This window comes from Phenylobacterium sp. NIBR 498073 (assembly GCF_027286305.1).
GTDB lineage: Bacteria > Pseudomonadota > Alphaproteobacteria > Caulobacterales > Caulobacteraceae > Phenylobacterium.
In genome coordinates, this window is record NZ_CP114599.1 from 2,780,457 (window position 1) to 2,796,776 (window position 16,320).

Sequence of the window (16,320 nt, forward strand, 5' to 3'; positions counted from 1 at the left end):
CTTAGAACTGCAGGCCGAGCTCAAGGCCGAAAGTCCGCGGCGCGCCGGCGATCGCGGTCGGGGTGCCGAAATTCTCGCCGGAATTGCCCGCGTCCAGCAGGTATTCCTCGTCCAGCAGGTTGTCGGCGAACAGCCGCACGCTCCACCCCTGCGCCTCGTTGCGGACGCCCAGGTTGCCGCTGACGAAGACGTGGCCCTTGTCCATCTTCGGGGCGACGTTCTCGTTGTCGAAATAGATCTTCGACTGGTAGCGGACGCGGCCGGAGAAGAAGCCCGTCAGGTCGCCGCTCAGCGGCCGCTCGGCGTTCAGCCCGACCGCGGCCTGGTATTCCGGCGAGATCCGGAAACGGTGGCCAGTGAAGTCCCCCTCCGACGACTTGAAGTCGTCGAACTTGGCGTCGAGGTAGGAGAAGTTGGCGAAGGCGTCGATGCCGGTCGCCAGCAGGAAGCTGCCGGCGAACTCGAACCCGGTGGCGCTGGCCGAGCCGGCGTTCACCGCCCGCTGGCCCAGGGTCGGGTTGGCGGGATCGATCAGCTCCATGGTCTGAAAATCGGTCCAGGCGTAGTGGAACAGCGCCGCGTCGAACCGGATGCGGTCAAACGCCCCTTTCAGGCCGACCTCGTAGTTCCACAGCTGCTCAGGATCGACCGGCGCCACCGCGCCCTTGCTGTCGGCCTGCAGGAAGCCCGAGCGCTGGCCCTTGGCCAGGCCCGCATAGGCGTGCAGCCCATTGTCGAAGTCGTACTGCACCGACAGGCGCGGCAGCACCGCATCGAAGTCGGCGTCCCCGTCCAGGGCCCCGTCTGTCGCCGCGAACAGCAGGTTCTTGGGCGCGGCCGCGTAGGCGCCCGGCAACGCCGCCTGAACCGCCGAATAGTAGCTCGTAAACAGCGGGTGGCGCGGGTTCGCCGCGCTGAAGGTCGGGTCCAGGGCCACGAACTTGGCCGCCACCGCGCTCGACACTGCGCTGTAGACGCCCAGCTTGATCAGGCCCGACTGGCCGACCGCCGGCTGGTTGGAGACGAACCGCCGCTCGTTGCGCACATAGCGGACCCCGCCGTTCACCGTCAGCTGGTCGGTCAGCTCGTAGCTCACGTCGACAAAGGCCGAGGTGTCGGCCTTGCGGCCCTTCTGCTCGCGGTATTCGCGGCGGTTCGGATCCAGTGTGATCCCCAGCGACGCCGGCAGCGCCAGCTGATTCGGCTGGCCGTTGGGCAGCACCCACACGCCGCTCTGCAGGATCCCGAAGATCGGCTCGCTGAAGGTCAGGCCGATGGTCTCGTCGACCGCCTCGCGAATATAGCTGACCCCCGCAAAGCCCTGCAGCCGTTCGCCGGACGAGAAGTTGACCCGCGCCTCCTGGTAGAAGCTCGAGGTCTCATTGGCGATGTCGCTGTCGACCAGCGGCACGAAGCCGCCGTCCATGTCGAAGTACTGCTGGTAGTCGTACTCACGATAGCCGGTGATCGACGAGAAGCTCAGCTTGTCGTTCAGCTCAGCCTCGAGCAGCAGCGTGCCGCCAAAGACGTTGCGCTCGAAGTTCGAGGGCTTGCGCGGGGCCTGGTAGGTTTCCTTGTAGTAGTCGGCATAGCCCAGGCTCGGCGTCGGGATCGTGAAGCTGGTGAACTGCGTCCCGGTCGGATTGTCGTGCTGGACATAGGCGACCGCCGTCAGACTGAAGCGGTCGTTCGGTTCGAACTTGAACGACGCCCGCGCCCCGGTGGTGTCCAGGCCCATATAGTCCTGCGCATCGCCGCCGGCGGCCGCCTTGTTCTCGATGTAGCCCGTGCGTTCTTCATGGAAGCCGGCGAGACGGAAGGCCGCGACGTCGGAGACCGGCAGGTTCACCGCCCCCTCGACCCGCCGATAATCCAGGTTGCCGACCGCTGCGTTCACATAGCCACCGACTTCGTCCTGCGGCTTGCGGGTGATCAGCGACAGGCCGCCGATCTGCGAGGCGGTCCCGAACAGCGTGCCCTGCGGCCCGCGCACGATCTCGATGCGGTCCATGTCGTAGATCGCCATCTGCGCGCCCTCGCGACGGCTGATGTCGACCCCGTCCAGATAGGTCGAGACGGCAGATTCCGACCCCGCGCCCGACTCGTCAGAGGTGATGCCGCGGATGCTGATGCTGGGCGCCGCAGGGCTCTGGTTCTTGTAGTTGGTGCTGGGCGCCAGACTCGCCACTTCCTCGACCGAGCGCAGCCGCATCTTCTCGATCGTCTGGCCGCCATAGGCCGAGATCGCGATCGGCACGTCTTCCAGCGCCTCGGCGCGCTTCTGGGCGGTGACGATCACCTCCTCCAGCGTACCCGGCAGGTCGGCCTCCTCAGCCAGCGCCGGCGCGGCGACGATCAGCACCGACGCCAGCGACATCAGGCCTGCCGCGCGGCGGGCCACACCCCGGCGGCGCACTGATTGCGCGCACCCAGAGAACTTACTCGACATGATTGACGCCCCTTGCCATCGCAATTTACGTTCCTGGCGTGTAACGTTATTGAACGATGGTTTTGCGACGCCGATGCAACGCAATGACGACAGCCGCCCCGATCAGGCCGCCCCGCCCCGCCGCGGCCGCGGCAGGCCTCGCGACCTGTCCATGGAACCGGCGATCATGCGGGCTGGCTGGGAGTTGCTGGCCGAGCGCGGCTATGCTGGCCTGGCCTTCGAGGAGTTGGCCGAGCGCGCCGGCTGCAGCCGCCCGGCCCTCTATCGGCGGTTCGCCAACAAGCGTGAGCTGATCATCTGGATGCTCGACAACGCCGCGCGCGACACCGACCCGGCGCTGCCCGAACATGTCCCGCCGCGCACTGTGCTGATCGAGAACCTCTGGGCGTTCGTGCGCCACCTGGGCGGCCCGGCCGGCGTGGCCACGCCTGAGCTCGCCCAGGCGCGGCGGCGCGACTCCGAGCTCTCGGCCGCCCTCGACGCGCTCTATGAGCGCGAGCGTCAGCCCTATCTCCTCGCGCTGAGCCGGGCCTTGAAGGACGCCCTGCCCGCCGCCGACATCTCGGCGCTGGTGGACAACATGGTCGGCGCGGTCCTCTTCCGCGTCGGTCTCCAGGGCCAGACGCTGAAACTGGCTCAGGTCGAACAGATCGTCGACCAGGCCCTGGTCGGCGGCCGGGCCCTGACCCGCAAGGCGCGGCGCTGAGGGCCCAGATGGCGGGGGCCTAGTGCCCCCCGCCCGGGCCGGCCGCCCGCTTGGGTCGCGGCGCGAGCCAGATCGTCGTCGCCGCGATCGCGAAGACCACCGCGGTGGTCAGGAACATCAGGTTGGTCGACAGCATCACCGCCTGGCTCTGCACCAGCCCTTCCAGCTGACGCAGCGCCTGGTCGGGCGAAAAGCCCTGCGCGACCATGCCGTCCAGCGCCGACTGCGGCTGGTTCAGCGCCCCGACCAGTTCGGCCCGCTTGGCGCTGGCCTGGTTCTCCCAGGACGTGGTCATCAGCGAGGTCGCGAACGCCCCGGCCACCACCCGCAGGAAGTTGGCGATCCCGGCGGCCGCCGCGGTCTCCTCCTCGTCGACCGCGCCCAGCGCGATGCTCTGGGTCGGGATGAAGAAGAACGGCATGGCGAAGCCCAGCGCCAGCTGCGGCAAGGCGATGGTCAGGAAGTCGGCGTTGGTGGCGAAGTGACTGCGCCAGATGGCGACCCCGGCCATCCAGAACACCCCGAACGAGACCAGGGCCCGTGGATCGCGTCGGGCGACCTGGCTGGCGACGATCGGCGACATCACCACCGCCAGCACGCCCTGGAACGCCGCCGCATAGCCGGCCCAGGTGGCGGTGTAGCCCATGTTGGTCTGCAGCCAGAGCGGCAGGATCACCACGCTGGCGAAGAACGCCCCGAAGGTGAGACTGAGCGTCGTCACCCCGATGGAGAAGCCGCGGTGTCGGAACACCCGCAGGTTCACGATCGGATTTTCGGCGGTCAGCTCCCAGATCAGGAAGGCTGCGAAGCCCACCGCCGCGACGACGGCCAGGCCGACGATGAACGACGAGGCGAACCAGTCGTGCTCCTTGCCGGTGTCGAGCATGATCTGCAGCGCCCCGACCCAGACGATCAGCAGCGTCAGGCCCATATAGTCGACCGGCGCCCGGCGCGTCGCGCCCTGGCGCCCGATCAGCGCGCGGTAGGCCAGGAACGCCACCCCGAACGCCACCGGGATGTTGATGAAGAATATCCAGTGCCAGCCGATGGTGTCGGAGATCGTGCCGCCCAGGATCGGCCCGGCGATCGGGCCGACCACGGTGGTCATGCTCCACAGGCCCAGCGCCTGGGGCGCCTTCTCCTTGGGGAAGATCTGCAGCAGCAGGGTCTGCGACATCGGCATGATCGGACCGCCGCAGAGGCCCTGCAGCACCCGGGCGAACACCAGGAAGCCGAAGGTCGGCGCCAGGCCGCAGAGAATCGAGCAGACCCCGAACCCGACCAGGCCGAATACGAACACCTTCACCGCCCCGAACCGCTGGGCCAGCCAGCCGGACAGCGGCACGGTGATAGCCTCGGCCACCGAATAGGAGGTGATGACCCAGGTGCCCTGGCTCGGCGACACGGCCAGGCCGCCGGCGATGTGCGGCACCGCCACGTTGGCGATGGTGATGTCCAGCACCACCATGAAGTTGGCCAGCCCGAGCAACAGCCCGGTGACCAGCAGCGCCATCCCGGTCAGGGGCGCCGGCGTCGATTGGCTCTGGCTCACGGGCCTGGCCCCTTACTTCGAGATGTCGATCACGGCTTCCATGGACAGCCCGACCCGCAGCGGATGCTCGGCCAGTTCCTTGGGGTCGAGGGCGATGCGGACCGGCACGCGCTGGACCACCTTGATCCAGTTGCCGGTGGCGTTCTGGGCCGGGATCAGCGCAAAGGCCGAACCGGTGCCGCCGCCGACGCCGGCGACCTTGCCGTGGAACTTCACGCCCTTGCCGTAGAGGTCGCTGGTCAGCTCGACCGGTTGCCCCGGCAGCACCTTGCGCAGCTGCACTTCCTTGAAGTTGGCGTCCACATACGCGGTCTGGATCGGCACGATGCTCATCACCGGCGCGCCGTTGGCGACCTTCTGGCCGACCACCACGCTCTTGCGCGCCACCACCCCGTCGACCGGCGAGCGGATGGTGGTGCGGGCCAGGTCCAGTTCGGCCTGGGCCAGCCTGGCGCGGGCGGCGGCGACCTCCGGATTGTCGGCGGCGCTGGTTCCGGCGACCAGGGCGTTGGCGGCCTTCTGCTGGCCGGCCGACTGCGCGGCGGCGGCCTTGGCCTGGGCCAGGCCCGCCTGGGCGGCGGCCAGCGCGGCCTTGGCGGCCTGATAGCGGTTCTCGGCCTGAGTCAGCTCGTCGCCCGACACCGCGCCGGATTCGGCCAGGTTGCGGCGGCGGCCGTACTCGACCTCGGCCCGCGAATAGTCGGACCGGGCGCTGGCCAGCATCGCCTCGGCGCGAGCGATGTCGGCGCCGCGCGCGGCGGTCTGCGCGGCCAGCGCCTCGTCATTGGCGAAGTACTGCCCGACCCGGCGCTCGGCCTGGCCGAGTTCGGCGCGGGCGCGGTCGACCGCCAGCTTGAAGTCGGCCGGATCGATCACCGCGATCACCTGGCCGGTCTTGACCACCGTCGTCTCGCCGACCGGCGCCTGCACGATCGGCCCGGCGACCAGCGCCGTCACCTGGGCGGTGTCGGCGTTCACATAGGCGTTGTCGGTGGTCACGTGGCGCGATCCGACCAGGAAATAGTAGAGCCCCCAGATCAGCGCCCCGGCGAGCACCACGCCCCCGAGGATCATGAACAGGCGCTTGCGCCGCGCGCCGTTGGCGGCGGGCGCGGTCGCGACGGCGGCCGCGGGTTGGGGATGCGATCCGATATCGTCGGGCATGGAAGGCCTTTCCGGGGGAGGACGGAAAATGGTTGGGGTCAGGCGGCCCGGAAGCCGCCGCCCAGGGCGCGGACCAGGGCTGCGTCAAGGGTCAGCGCGCGCGATTCCAGGTCGGCGGCGGCGCGCCGCTGCAGGATCACGGCGTTCTCGGCGGTCAGCACCGAGGTGTAGGAGTCCAGCCCGCCTTCGTAGCGGAGCCGAGCGATGCGATAGGCTTCCTCGCCCTTGGCCAGCGCCTGCCGCGCCGCGCCCAGCCGGACGGCCAGCGCCCGCTCGCTCACGGCGGCGTCCGCCACTTCCTTCAGCGCCTGGGTCAGGGTCGCGTCATAGTCGGCGACGGCGGCGTCGTACTCGGCCCGCGCGCCGCGATAGGCGCCCGACAGCCGCCCGCCCTGGAAGATCGGCAGGCTGAGCGCCAGCCCGGCCTGGCCGATCTCCGAGCCGCTCTCGGTCAGCAGGTCCAGGCCCAGCGACTGGGCGCCGATGAAGCCGGCCAGGTTCACGTTCGGATAGAAGGACTTGCGCGCCACATCGATGCGCTTGCCGGCCGCCTCGGCCCGCAGCCGCGCGGCGACGATGTCCGGACGCCGGCCCAGCAGATCGGCCGCCAGGTTCGTAGGGAGCCCGAATTCGCGCACCGCCGGCGCGGCGGGCCGGGCGATCGCCAGGCCGCGGTCGGGCCCGGCGCCCAGCAGGGCGGCGATCGCGTCGCGGGCCAGGCCCACCTGCTCGCGGTTGGCCGCCAGGTCCTGGTCGGCGCTGGCCAGGGCGGCCTCGGCCTGCTTCAGCTCGCCCTGGTTGGCCGCGCCGTTGGCGACCTGCTGGGCGACCAGCTTGCGGGTGGCCTCGCGGTTGGCCTGCGCCTGGGCGGATGCTTCTTCGGCGGCGAACGCCCGCGACAGCTCGGCATAGGCGCCGACCACCGAGGTGGTCAGCATCAGCCGCGCCTGGGCCGCGTCCATCTCCGCGGCGGTGGCCTCCGAGGTCGCTGCGGCCAGCGCCGCGCGGTTCTTGCCCCAGAGATCGAGGTCGAAGGAGAGGTCCAGCGTCGCGCGGCCGGTGTCGTTGTAGCCCTCCGGCACGAAGGCCGGCGGAATGCCGTTGTTGTAGCTCTGCTTGGTCTGCGCAGCCTGCGCGTTGAGCGCCGCGCTGGGCAACAGCGCCGCGCGGCTCTGCTGTGCCCGCGCCTGAGCCGCCCTCACCCGCGCCTGCGCCTGGACCAGGCTCGGCGACCCGGCCAGCGCCTCGTCGACCAGAGTGTCGAGCTGGGCGTCGCCATAGCCCTTCCACCACTGGTCGGCCGGCCACTGAGCGGCCGGGGCGTCGAAACTCGAGGTTGCGGCATAGGCCTGCGCAGGCCTGACCTGGGGGGCTGGACCCAGGTTTGGTACGGCCGCGCAGCCCGCCAACAGGAGGGCCGCCGTCACGGGGGGGAGAATCAGGCGTGCCATGCCGCGTCTCGAGAATCGACTAGGGAGAAGTACGGTCTGGAAAACCGTACGGTACGGTCATATGTTCCGGACACTGGATTTCGTCAAGGACAAACCGTACAGGATGGTCAGATGGTGACAGCCACGCCTCAGAGCAGACGTGAGGAGCGTCGCGACGAACGCCGCGACGGCATTCTGGACGTCGCGCGCGACTGCTTCCTGGCCGACGGCTACGCCGCGACCTCCATGTCGACCATCGCCGCCCGGCTCGGCGGGTCGAAGGGCACGCTCTACAACTACTTCAAGTCCAAGGAAGAGCTGTTCGAGGCGGTGATGCAGCGCCAGTGCGGCGCCCTGGCCGAGACCCTGTTCGACGTCGACCACGACGGCGACGACATGCGTGAACGCCTGCAGCACTTCGCCGGCAAGTTCCTGACCCTGCTGCTGACCCCCGAGTCGCTCGGCATCCACCGCGTCGTGGTCGGCGAGACCGGCCGCTTCCCCGAGCTCGGGCGCATGTTCTTCGACATGGGCCCCAAGGTGATCCTGACCAAGATCGCCGGCTACCTGTCCGACCTCATGGATCAGGGCGTCCTGCGCCGCGCCGACCCCTTCGTCGCCGCCCAGCAGTTCAAGGACCTGACCATCTCGGGCGTGCTGCAGCCGCGGACCTGGGGCGTCATCACCGGCGACATGACCGACGCCGAGATCGAAAACCAGGTCAACAACGCCGTCGACACCTTCCTGCGCGCCTACAGGCCGGACTAGGCCTGAGCCCCCTCATCCCGGCCAAGGCGGGAGCCAAGCTGAATCGCAAACGAAAAAGCGGCGCTCCAGCCCTGGCCGAAACGCCGCTTTTCAGTTCTCGGTGTCGACGCCGATCTTAGTCGGCGACCAGGCCGTGCATCAGGCCGTCCAGCGTCACGCTGATCAGCTCGTCGGTGGGGGCCCACGCGAAATTCGGCCGGGCGATCATCATGCTGACCACGCCGTGGCAGGCGGTCCACAGCGCCTGGGCGGCGCTGTCGGCGGTGCCGGTGCGCAGCCGCCCTTCGGCGGCGATCTCCCGGACCACGCCTGAGAACACCTGATAGCACTGGTCGCCCAGGTCGGCGGTCGTCTCTTCTTCGCCGATCACCGCGGCCAGCCGCGCGACGTTGCAGAACACCAGTTCGTAGGCGTTCGGGTGTTCCAGGCCCCAGCGCATATAGGCGTCCAGCATCAGCTTGACGCGGTTCACCGCGTCCATCGGCTTGGCCGAGATCTCGGCGTTGCGCTCCAGCAGGTTGCGGATCGTGCCCTGGCAGATCTCCAGCAGGATGCAGCTCTTGTCCGGGAAGTGCATATAGAGCGCCGTCGACGACACCCCCACCTCGTCGGCGATCTTGCGGATCGTCGCGCCCTCATAGCCCTCGGCCACGAAGATGCGCTCGGCGGCCTCCAGGATTTCCTGCCTGCGGAGGTGGCCGTCGCCCTTGGGTTTCCGGGCTGAGCGCCGCGTCGTCACTGCGATGGTCACAGCTATCCTTCCGAGTCCGTCCTGTAACAAGCGGAAACCAAAACCACCCAGGTTGCAAGCCTCGACGAAAAGAAAAGGCCTGCTGAATCCGAGACTAAGGGCGCCCCTGCGTAAGCTTTTTCGCAAGCGATCGCGCCCGAACAGCAGCGTTTCGACCGCTCAGGCGTTTCAGTCCGGCGAATGGATGAGGGAGCGGCCATGAGATTGCCCGACGACCAACTGCAACGCCTGGCGCTGCACAGCGCCTTCGGACTTCACCTCGTCGCCAAGTGGATGGCGACCCGCACGGACGTCGATCCGGAGATCCGCGAGCGCCTGTCGGTCCACATGAGCGCCCTCGACGGGGTGCTGTCGGCCACCGGCCACGACTGGATCCGGGAAGAGATCGAGGGCACCGAGGCGGCCCTGCAGGGCCGCTGAGCCTTCGCAGGACTGGACCTGCCGCCGGGAACCCGGCTAGTGGGCGGCCATGACCAAGACCGCCCCCGTCGTCGCCGAACTGCCCGGCGCCATGCGCACCACCGGCTGGGCCGACTACGCCCTGCTGGACTCGGGCGGCGGCCGCAAGCTCGAACGCTACGGCCCCTATACCGTCGTGCGCCCCGAACCCCAGGCGATGTGGGATCCGCGCCTGCCGCAGGACGCCTGGGACAAGGCCGACGCCGTCTTCGATCCGTCGGACGAAGAGGACGCCGGCAAGTGGCGCTTCCGCGGCAAGCCCAAGGAGAGCTGGCCGATGGCCTGGGGCGACGTGCGCTTCCATGCCCGCTTCACCGCCTTCCGCCACCTGGCCTTCTTCCCGGAGCAGGCCGCCAACTGGGCCTGGCTGGACCAACGCGTGCGCGCCCTGCCCGGCCAGCCGCGGATCCTCAACCTGTTCGGCTACACCGGCGTCGCCAGCCTGGTCTGCGCTGCGGCCGGCGCCCACGTCACCCACGTCGACGCCTCCAAGAAGGCCATCGCCTGGGCGCGCGAGAACGCCGCCCTCTCGGGCCTGGACGACCGCCCGATCCGCTGGATCTGCGAGGACGCCCGCCGCTACGTCCAGCGCGAGGTGCGCCGGGGCTCGCGCTATGACGGCATCATCCTCGACCCGCCGAAATACGGCCGCGGGCCGGACGGCGAGGTCTGGCGTCTCTTTGAAAACTTGCCCGAGCTTTCGGCCCTATGCGCCGAACTTCTTGGAGAAAACGCGTCTTTCCTGCTGCTCAACGCCTATGCCGAGCGGATCTCGGGCGCGGCCCTGTCGTCGCTGTGCGCCGCCAAGCTTTGCGGCCGCGCCGGGGCCATCGACTGGGGCGAGCTGACCCTGGTCGAGGACGCCGGCGACCGCCAGATCGGCATGTCCTTCTACGGCCGGTGGTCGGCATGAGCCGCCTCGTCACCTCCCTGACCAACCCGACGGTGAAGTCGGTCCGCGGCCTGCACCTGCGCAAGGAGCGCGAGCAGTCGGGCCTGTTCGTGGCCGAGGGCCTGAAGATCGTCACCGAGGCCGTCGAGCTCGGCCACGCCCCGCGCATCCTGATGTACGGCAAGGACGCCGAGGGCCATCCCCTGCTCAAGCGCGCCATCCAGGCGACGCTGGCCGCCCGCGGCGAGGTGATCGAGGTCACCCAGGACATCCTCGCCAAGGTCTCGCGCCGCGACAACCCGCAGGCCGTGGTCGCCGTCTTCGCCCAGGTCTTCACGCCGCTGACCGCCCTCGATCCGTCGGCCGCCACCTGCTTCGTCGCCCTGCACCGGGTCCGCGATCCGGGCAACCTCGGGACTATCGTGCGAACCGCCGACGCCGCCGGTTGCGGCGCGGTGATCCTGGTCGGCGACTGCTGCGACCCGTTCTCGGTCGAAGCGGTGCGCGCCACCATGGGCTCGATCTTCGCCGTCCCGATCGTCAAGGCGAGCGAGGCCGAGTTCGCGAGCTGGCGCGCGAGCTGGCCCGGCTCGGTGGTCGGCACCCTGCTCAGCGCCACCGTCGACCACCGCCAGGCGTCCTACGCCCAGCCCGCGATGATCCTGATGGGCAACGAACAGCAGGGCCTGACGCCGGAGATGGCCGCGCTCTGCGACGTCAACGTCAAGATCCCGATGCGCGGCCGCGCCGACAGCCTCAACCTGTCAGTCGCCACCGGCATCATGATCTACGCCGCGACCTAGCTCCGCACCGCCCAGGCGCTTGTTCGCCGCGGCTTCAATCCATAATTCACATCGCAACCAGGCCTTTTTGGGGACACTTGAGCGATGACGCATGCCAAGGACCGCCTGGAAAGCCGCCGACGCGTCCACGACGCGCTCGCCGCGCGCCTGGCCTCCTTGAGTGACGATGACCTGACGGCTCTGCTCGCAGGAACGACCGGCTGGCACGACCACGTCCTCGGCAACCAATCGGGGATCGTCGCCTTCGAGGGCGCGACGATGTTCGTCAAGAAGATCACGCTCAGCGACCTGGAGCGCGCGCCCGGCAATTTGAACTCGACGGCGAATCTGTTCGACCTTCCCACCTACTATCATTATGGCGTCGGGTCGGCAGGGTTCGGGGCCTGGCGTGAATTGCAAGCCTATGTCAGGGCAAGCGGATGGGTGCTCTCCGGTGAGTGCCCATACTTCCCTCTAGTCTATCACTGGCGAGTGACGCTGAGGGCGGAGCGTGCACCGCTCCCGGCTGCGAAGCAGGCGTGGCTAGATCAGGCGCCCGACCACTGGAACGGTTCGGACGCCGTCCGCCAACGCATGGACGCCATTTCAGCGGCCACGACCTCGATCGTGCTCTTCTTGGAATATGTCCCGGAAATGCTGCACACGTGGCTTGAGGACAGGTTGTCCGGCCAACGTTTTGACGCCGGCCTGGAGCCGACGTTTCTCAGCTTCCACGATCAGTTACGCGCCGCCACCAGCTTCATGAACGACCGCGGCATGCTGCACTTCGATCTGTACGCCCGCAACGTGCTGACCGATGGCGATCAGGTGTACGTCACCGATTTCGGCTTGGTTCTGTGCTCCGACTTCGAACTGTCCGCGTCCGAACGCGCGTTTCTTGAGGCTCATCGTTACTATGACCGCGCTTACCTGGACTGGGTTGTCGGCGAGTGGCTGGTTCCTCGCGCGGTCGGCCTGACCCCGGCGCTAGCCGAGCTCGCCGATAGGGCCGCGCCAGCCGCCAAGATTTTCGGCGACTTCTTCGAAGCCCTGTCGCAGACCAGCCGGCGCACGCCCTATCCCGGCGACGCGCTTGAAGCAGCGTTCATCAACTCAACCAAGACCGGCTGACACCGAGACGGACGGCGGCCTACGTCCCCCGCGGCTTGGCGCGCGCGGTCGGCGCGGCGGTGGCCGGGTCCTCGGGCCAGACGTGCTTGGGATAGCGCCCGCGCATGTCCGAGCGGACGTCCTTCCACGAGCCGCGCCAGAAACCCGGCAGGTCCTTGGTCGTCTGGATCGGCCGATGCGCCGGCGACAGCAGCGACAGGGTCAGCGGCGCGCCGCCGACGCTCGGATGCTCGGCCAGGCCGAACACCTCCTGCACCCGCACGTCGACCCGCGGCCCGCCCTCGGCGGCGTAGTCGATGGAGAAGCTGTTGCCGGTCGGCGCCGTCCAGCGCGCGGGCGCCGAGGCTTCCAGCCTGCGCTGCTGCTCCCACGGAACCAGCGCCCGCACCGCCCGGTCCAGCACGTCCGGCTTCAGCGCCCCCAGCGAGCGCACCCCCGCCAGCAGCGGCGTTAGCCAGTCGTCGAGCCGCTCCAGCAGCGCGCCGTCGCTGAGGTCGGGCCAATCCTGGCCCTGGGCGCGCAGGAACCCGGCCCGTTCGCGGAACGAGCGCGCCGCCTCGCCCCAGGGCAGCTTGCCCAGGCCCTCGGCCCGCACGCGGCCCGCCAGCGCCGCGGCGATCAGCGCCGGATCGGGGTTCTCGTCGATCTCTTCGCGCACGGTCAGCTTGCCCAGCCGCGTCAGCCGCTTGGCCCGCAGCCGCCCGCCGCCGCTCTCATCGAGCCGATACTCGGTCTCCATCTGGTCCCTGAACGCGGCGATCAGCTCGCCCTCGTCGACCGGCGCGGCCAGCAGGATGCGGTCGCGCCGCTCGCCGCCGCCCATCTCGGCGATGGCCAGCCACTTCGCGCGCGCCAGAGCGTCGGTCGGCTCCACGAACGCGCCGCGGCCGCTGACCAGCTGGAACTCGCCGCTGCCGCCCCGCGCCTTGGCCACCCGCTCCGGATAGGCGAACGCCAGCAGCAGCCCGTCGTCCAGCGGCTCGCGCCTGCCCGGCTTTCCCGCCAGCCGGGCCCAACGCTCGGCCAGGGCCCTGGCGTCGCGCGCCCGCGGCGAGCGGTCCCGCGCGAGGCCCTCCAGCCGATGGCGCAGGTCGGCGTCGCGCCCGCCCAGGCCCCGCTCGGTGACTAGGGCGGCGATCTGCGCGGCCCGCTCGGCCTGCCCGCTCTCGCCGGCCTTCAGCACCATGTGCGCCAGCCGCGGGGCCAGCGGAAACTCGCTCAGCGCCTCGCCGTGCGCGGTCAGAACCCCGTCCTCGCCCAGCGCCTCCAGCCGCCGCAGCAGCATCCGCGCCTCGTTGAAGGCCGCGGCCGGGGGCGGATCAAGGAACGCCAGCTCGGCTGGATCGCGCGCGCCCCAGCGCGCCAGGTCCAGCGCCAGCCCCGACAGGTCGGCGTCGAGAATCTCCGGATCGGCGAAGGCCGGCAGCGCCCGGGTCTCGGCCTCGTCCCACAGCCGGTAGGCGACGCCCGGCTCGGTGCGCCCGGCCCGGCCGCGCCTCTGGTCGGCCGCCGCGCGGCTGACCCGCACGGTCGCCAACCGGGTAAGCCCGCTGGCCGGATCGAAGCGCGGCACACGGGCCAGGCCTGCGTCGATCACGACCCGCACGCCCTCGATGGTCAGGCTGGTCTCGGCGATCGAGGTCGCCAGCACCACCTTGCGCACGCCCGCCGGGGCCGGGCTGATCGCCGCGTCCTGCTGGGCCGGATCCAGCGCGCCGTACAACGGCGCGATCCGCACGTCGGGCCGCCGCACGCGCTCGGCCAGCCGTTCGGCGGTCCGCAGGATCTCGCCCTGCCCGGGCAGGAACACCAGGATGCTGCCGCTTTCCTCGGCCAGCGCCCGCTCCACGGCGCGGACCACCCGGTCCTCGAGCCGCAGCCGCTCGTCCCGGCCAAGGTAGCGAGTATCCACAGGAAAGCTGCGCCCCTGGCTCTCGATCACCGGCGCCTGATCGAGCAGCCGCCCGACCGCCGCCCCGTCCAGCGTCGCCGACATCACCAGGATGCGCAGGTCCTCGCGCAGCACCCCTTGCGCGTCCCGCGCCAGGGCCAGGCCGAGATCGGCGTCCAGGCTGCGCTCGTGAAATTCGTCGAAGATCACCGCGCTGACGCCCTCCAGGCTCGGATCGGCGAGGATCATGCGGCTGAACACGCCCTCGGTGACCACCTCGATGCGCGTGCGAGCCGACACCTTCGACTGCATCCGAACGCGGTAACCGACTGTTTCGCCGACCTTTTCACCCAAGGTCTTGGCCATGCGCTCGGCCGCAGCGCGCGCCGCCAGTCGCCGCGGCTCCAGCATCACGATCTTACCGCGCTCCAGCCACGCGGCGTCCAGCAGCCGCAGGGGGACCAGCGTCGTCTTGCCCGCGCCGGGCGGCGCCACCAGCACCGCCGACGTCCGCTCGTCCAGAGCCGCCAGCAGGGCGGGCAAAATTTCCTCTACCGGAAGCATGCGGTGGTCTAGCCGCGCCTGCCCTCCAGGCCAAGACGGACGCTCATCCTTCGGGCGCCCGCTTTCGCGCAAACGCCAGCGACGGCTTGGCGCTTGACCGCAAGGTTACGAAGAGGCCACGTAACGGCCAATCAGACCGCGCGGCGGGGGCCGCACGGGTTTTCCTGGAGGAAATATGTGGCGAGTTAAATCGCTCGACGCGATTCTCGCGACCGCAGAGAAAAAGTCTCTGCACCGGTCGCTGGGCGCGTTTCAGCTTACCATGCTTGGCATCGGGGCCATCATCGGCACGGGGATCTTCGTTCTGACCGCCGAGGCGGCGCAGAAGGCTGGGCCCGGCATGATCGCCAGCTTCATCATCGCTGGCTTCGTCTGCGCGGTCGCCGCGCTCTGCTACGCCGAAATGTCGTCGATGGTCCCGGTTTCCGGGTCCGCCTACACCTACAGCTACGCCGTGATGGGCGAACTGCTGGCCTGGATGGTCGGCTGGGCGCTGATCCTCGAATACGCCGTCGCCGCGGGCGCGGTCTCGGTCGGCTGGTCCGGCTACGTGGTCGGCCTGATCGAGCACGCCCTGCACATCGATATCCCGAACGCGCTGGTGCTCGGGCCGATGGACGGCGGCATCGTCAACCTGCCGGCCGCCCTGATCGCCCTGGCGGTCACCGGCCTGCTGGTCATCGGCACCAAGGAATCGGCCACCGTCAACGCCATCCTGGTGGCGGTGAAGGTCTCGGCCCTGACCCTGTTCGTCTTCCTGGCCGTGCCGGTGATGAACATGGAGAACTTCCATCCCTTCGCCCCGCTCGGCATGGCCGGGATCTCGGCGGCCGCGGCCTCGATTTTCTTCGCCTATGTCGGCTTCGACGCGGTTTCGACCGCCGCCGAAGAGACCAAGAACCCGCAGCGCAACATGCCGATCGGCCTGATCGGCTCGCTCGGCATCTGCACCATCTTCTACATCCTGGTCGCCTCGGGCGTGATCGGCACCGTCGGCGCCCAGCCGCTGACCGACGCCAACGGCGCGGGCCTGCGTCCCGGCAGCCCCGAGCTCACCGCCGCCTGTAAGGCCGCCGGCGACGCTGCGGTGGTCTGCTCGAAGGAAGCCCTGGCCTGGACCCTGCGCTCCATCGGCTGGCCGCAGGTCGGCAACCTGATCGGCCTCGCCGCCGGCCTGGCCCTGCCCTCGGTCATCCTGATGATGATGTTCGGCCAGACCCGGATCTTCTTCGTGATGAGCCGCGACGGCCTGCTTCCGGCGGTGCTGTCCAAGGTCCACCCGAAGTACCACACCCCGCACGTGATCACCGTGATCACCGGCGTGTTCGTGTCGCTGTTCGCCGCCTTCTTCCCGGTCGGCGTGCTGGCCGACATCTCGAACTCCGGCACACTGTTCGCCTTCGCGATGGTGGCCATCGCGGTGCTCGTGCTGCGCCGGACCGACCCGCACCGCAAGCGCCCGTTCCGCGCGCCAGCGATCATGATCGTCGCGCCGCTGGCTGCGGTCGGCTGCGTCTATCTGTTCTTCAGCCTGTCGACCGAAACCAAGCTGCTGTTCCTCGGCTGGGCGCTGGTCGGCCTGGTGGTCTACTACCTCTACGGCTACCGCAAGAGCCACGTCGGCCGGGGCATCGTCGAAGTCCCCGAATTGTCGCCCGACGCGCCTCCTGGTCCCGTCGCGCCGATGCCCGGCGCGCCGGCGCCTGGCGATCGCCAGCACTAAGTTGGAGAGGCCCGGGTTCGTCCCGGGCCTTTTCTTATGGCGCGACAGGCCCGATGTT

Annotated in this window: 13 protein-coding genes; 7 read left to right on the forward strand and 6 right to left on the reverse strand. The window is 69.5% G+C overall.

The window, feature by feature from the left end; genetic code table 11:
* Window position 1 precedes the first annotated feature (1 nt).
* The gene (locus O4N75_RS13825) at window positions 2-2,377 is read right to left on the reverse strand and encodes a TonB-dependent receptor (protein ID WP_269626094.1); all 2,376 of its coding nucleotides are present in this window, start codon (window positions 2,375-2,377) and stop codon (window positions 2-4) included.
* Between the two features lie 145 nt (window positions 2,378-2,522).
* Between O4N75_RS13825 and O4N75_RS13830 the strand changes: the two genes are divergently transcribed.
* The gene (locus tag O4N75_RS13830) at window positions 2,523-3,155 is read left to right on the forward strand and encodes a TetR/AcrR family transcriptional regulator (protein ID WP_269626095.1); all 633 of its coding nucleotides are present in this window, start codon (window positions 2,523-2,525) and stop codon (window positions 3,153-3,155) included.
* A gap of 19 nt (window positions 3,156-3,174) precedes the next feature.
* Here O4N75_RS13830 and O4N75_RS13835 read toward each other — a convergent pair whose 3' ends face one another.
* From O4N75_RS13835 to O4N75_RS13845, 3 genes are read right to left on the reverse strand one after another with little or no spacing between them, the layout of a single operon-like run.
* Entirely contained in the window at window positions 3,175-4,707 is a 1,533-nt protein-coding gene (locus O4N75_RS13835; RefSeq protein WP_269626096.1) for a DHA2 family efflux MFS transporter permease subunit, read from the reverse strand.
* 12 nt (window positions 4,708-4,719) lie between these two features.
* Entirely contained in the window at window positions 4,720-5,871 is a 1,152-nt protein-coding gene (locus tag O4N75_RS13840) for an HlyD family efflux transporter periplasmic adaptor subunit (RefSeq protein WP_269626097.1), read from the reverse strand.
* A gap of 38 nt (window positions 5,872-5,909) precedes the next feature.
* Window positions 5,910-7,322: an efflux transporter outer membrane subunit gene (locus tag O4N75_RS13845; RefSeq protein ID WP_269626098.1), complete on the reverse strand. Its 1,413-nt coding sequence runs from the start codon at window positions 7,320-7,322 to the stop codon at window positions 5,910-5,912.
* A 111-nt stretch (window positions 7,323-7,433) separates the two neighbouring features.
* On the opposite strand from O4N75_RS13845, the gene O4N75_RS13850 reads away from it, so the two are divergent.
* Window positions 7,434-8,069 carry a TetR/AcrR family transcriptional regulator gene (locus tag O4N75_RS13850; protein ID WP_269626099.1) on the forward strand — a complete coding sequence of 212 codons (636 nt, stop codon included), beginning with the start codon at window positions 7,434-7,436 and terminating at the stop codon, window positions 8,067-8,069.
* 115 nt (window positions 8,070-8,184) lie between these two features.
* Here O4N75_RS13850 and O4N75_RS13855 read toward each other — a convergent pair whose 3' ends face one another.
* Entirely contained in the window at window positions 8,185-8,820 is a 636-nt protein-coding gene (locus O4N75_RS13855) for a TetR/AcrR family transcriptional regulator (protein WP_267232850.1), read from the reverse strand.
* Window positions 8,821-9,018: 198 nt separating this feature from the next.
* Between O4N75_RS13855 and O4N75_RS13860 the strand changes: the two genes are divergently transcribed.
* The 4 genes from O4N75_RS13860 (at window position 9,019) to O4N75_RS13875 (ending at window position 12,084) form a co-directional block, all read left to right on the forward strand.
* On the forward strand, window positions 9,019-9,240 hold the full coding sequence (locus O4N75_RS13860; protein ID WP_269626100.1) for a hypothetical protein: 222 nt from the start codon (window positions 9,019-9,021) through the stop codon (window positions 9,238-9,240).
* A gap of 49 nt (window positions 9,241-9,289) precedes the next feature.
* On the forward strand, window positions 9,290-10,192 hold the full coding sequence (locus O4N75_RS13865; protein WP_269626101.1) for a class I SAM-dependent methyltransferase: 903 nt from the start codon (window positions 9,290-9,292) through the stop codon (window positions 10,190-10,192).
* On the forward strand, window positions 10,189-10,974 hold the full coding sequence (locus O4N75_RS13870) for an RNA methyltransferase (RefSeq protein WP_269626102.1): 786 nt from the start codon (window positions 10,189-10,191) through the stop codon (window positions 10,972-10,974). Before O4N75_RS13865 ends, O4N75_RS13870 begins: the two co-directional genes overlap by 4 nt.
* An 84-nt stretch (window positions 10,975-11,058) precedes the next feature.
* On the forward strand, window positions 11,059-12,084 hold the full coding sequence (locus tag O4N75_RS13875; RefSeq protein ID WP_269626103.1) for a protein kinase: 1,026 nt from the start codon (window positions 11,059-11,061) through the stop codon (window positions 12,082-12,084).
* A gap of 19 nt (window positions 12,085-12,103) precedes the next feature.
* Here the strand turns inward: O4N75_RS13875 and hrpB are convergent, their stop codons facing one another.
* Window positions 12,104-14,539 carry an ATP-dependent helicase HrpB gene (gene hrpB / locus O4N75_RS13880; protein WP_269626104.1) on the reverse strand — a complete coding sequence of 812 codons (2,436 nt, stop codon included), beginning with the start codon at window positions 14,537-14,539 and terminating at the stop codon, window positions 12,104-12,106.
* 175 nt (window positions 14,540-14,714) lie between these two features.
* Between hrpB and O4N75_RS13885 the strand changes: the two genes are divergently transcribed.
* The gene (locus O4N75_RS13885) at window positions 14,715-16,262 is read left to right on the forward strand and encodes an amino acid permease (RefSeq protein ID WP_269626105.1); all 1,548 of its coding nucleotides are present in this window, start codon (window positions 14,715-14,717) and stop codon (window positions 16,260-16,262) included.
* Window positions 16,263-16,320: the final 58 nt, after the last annotated feature.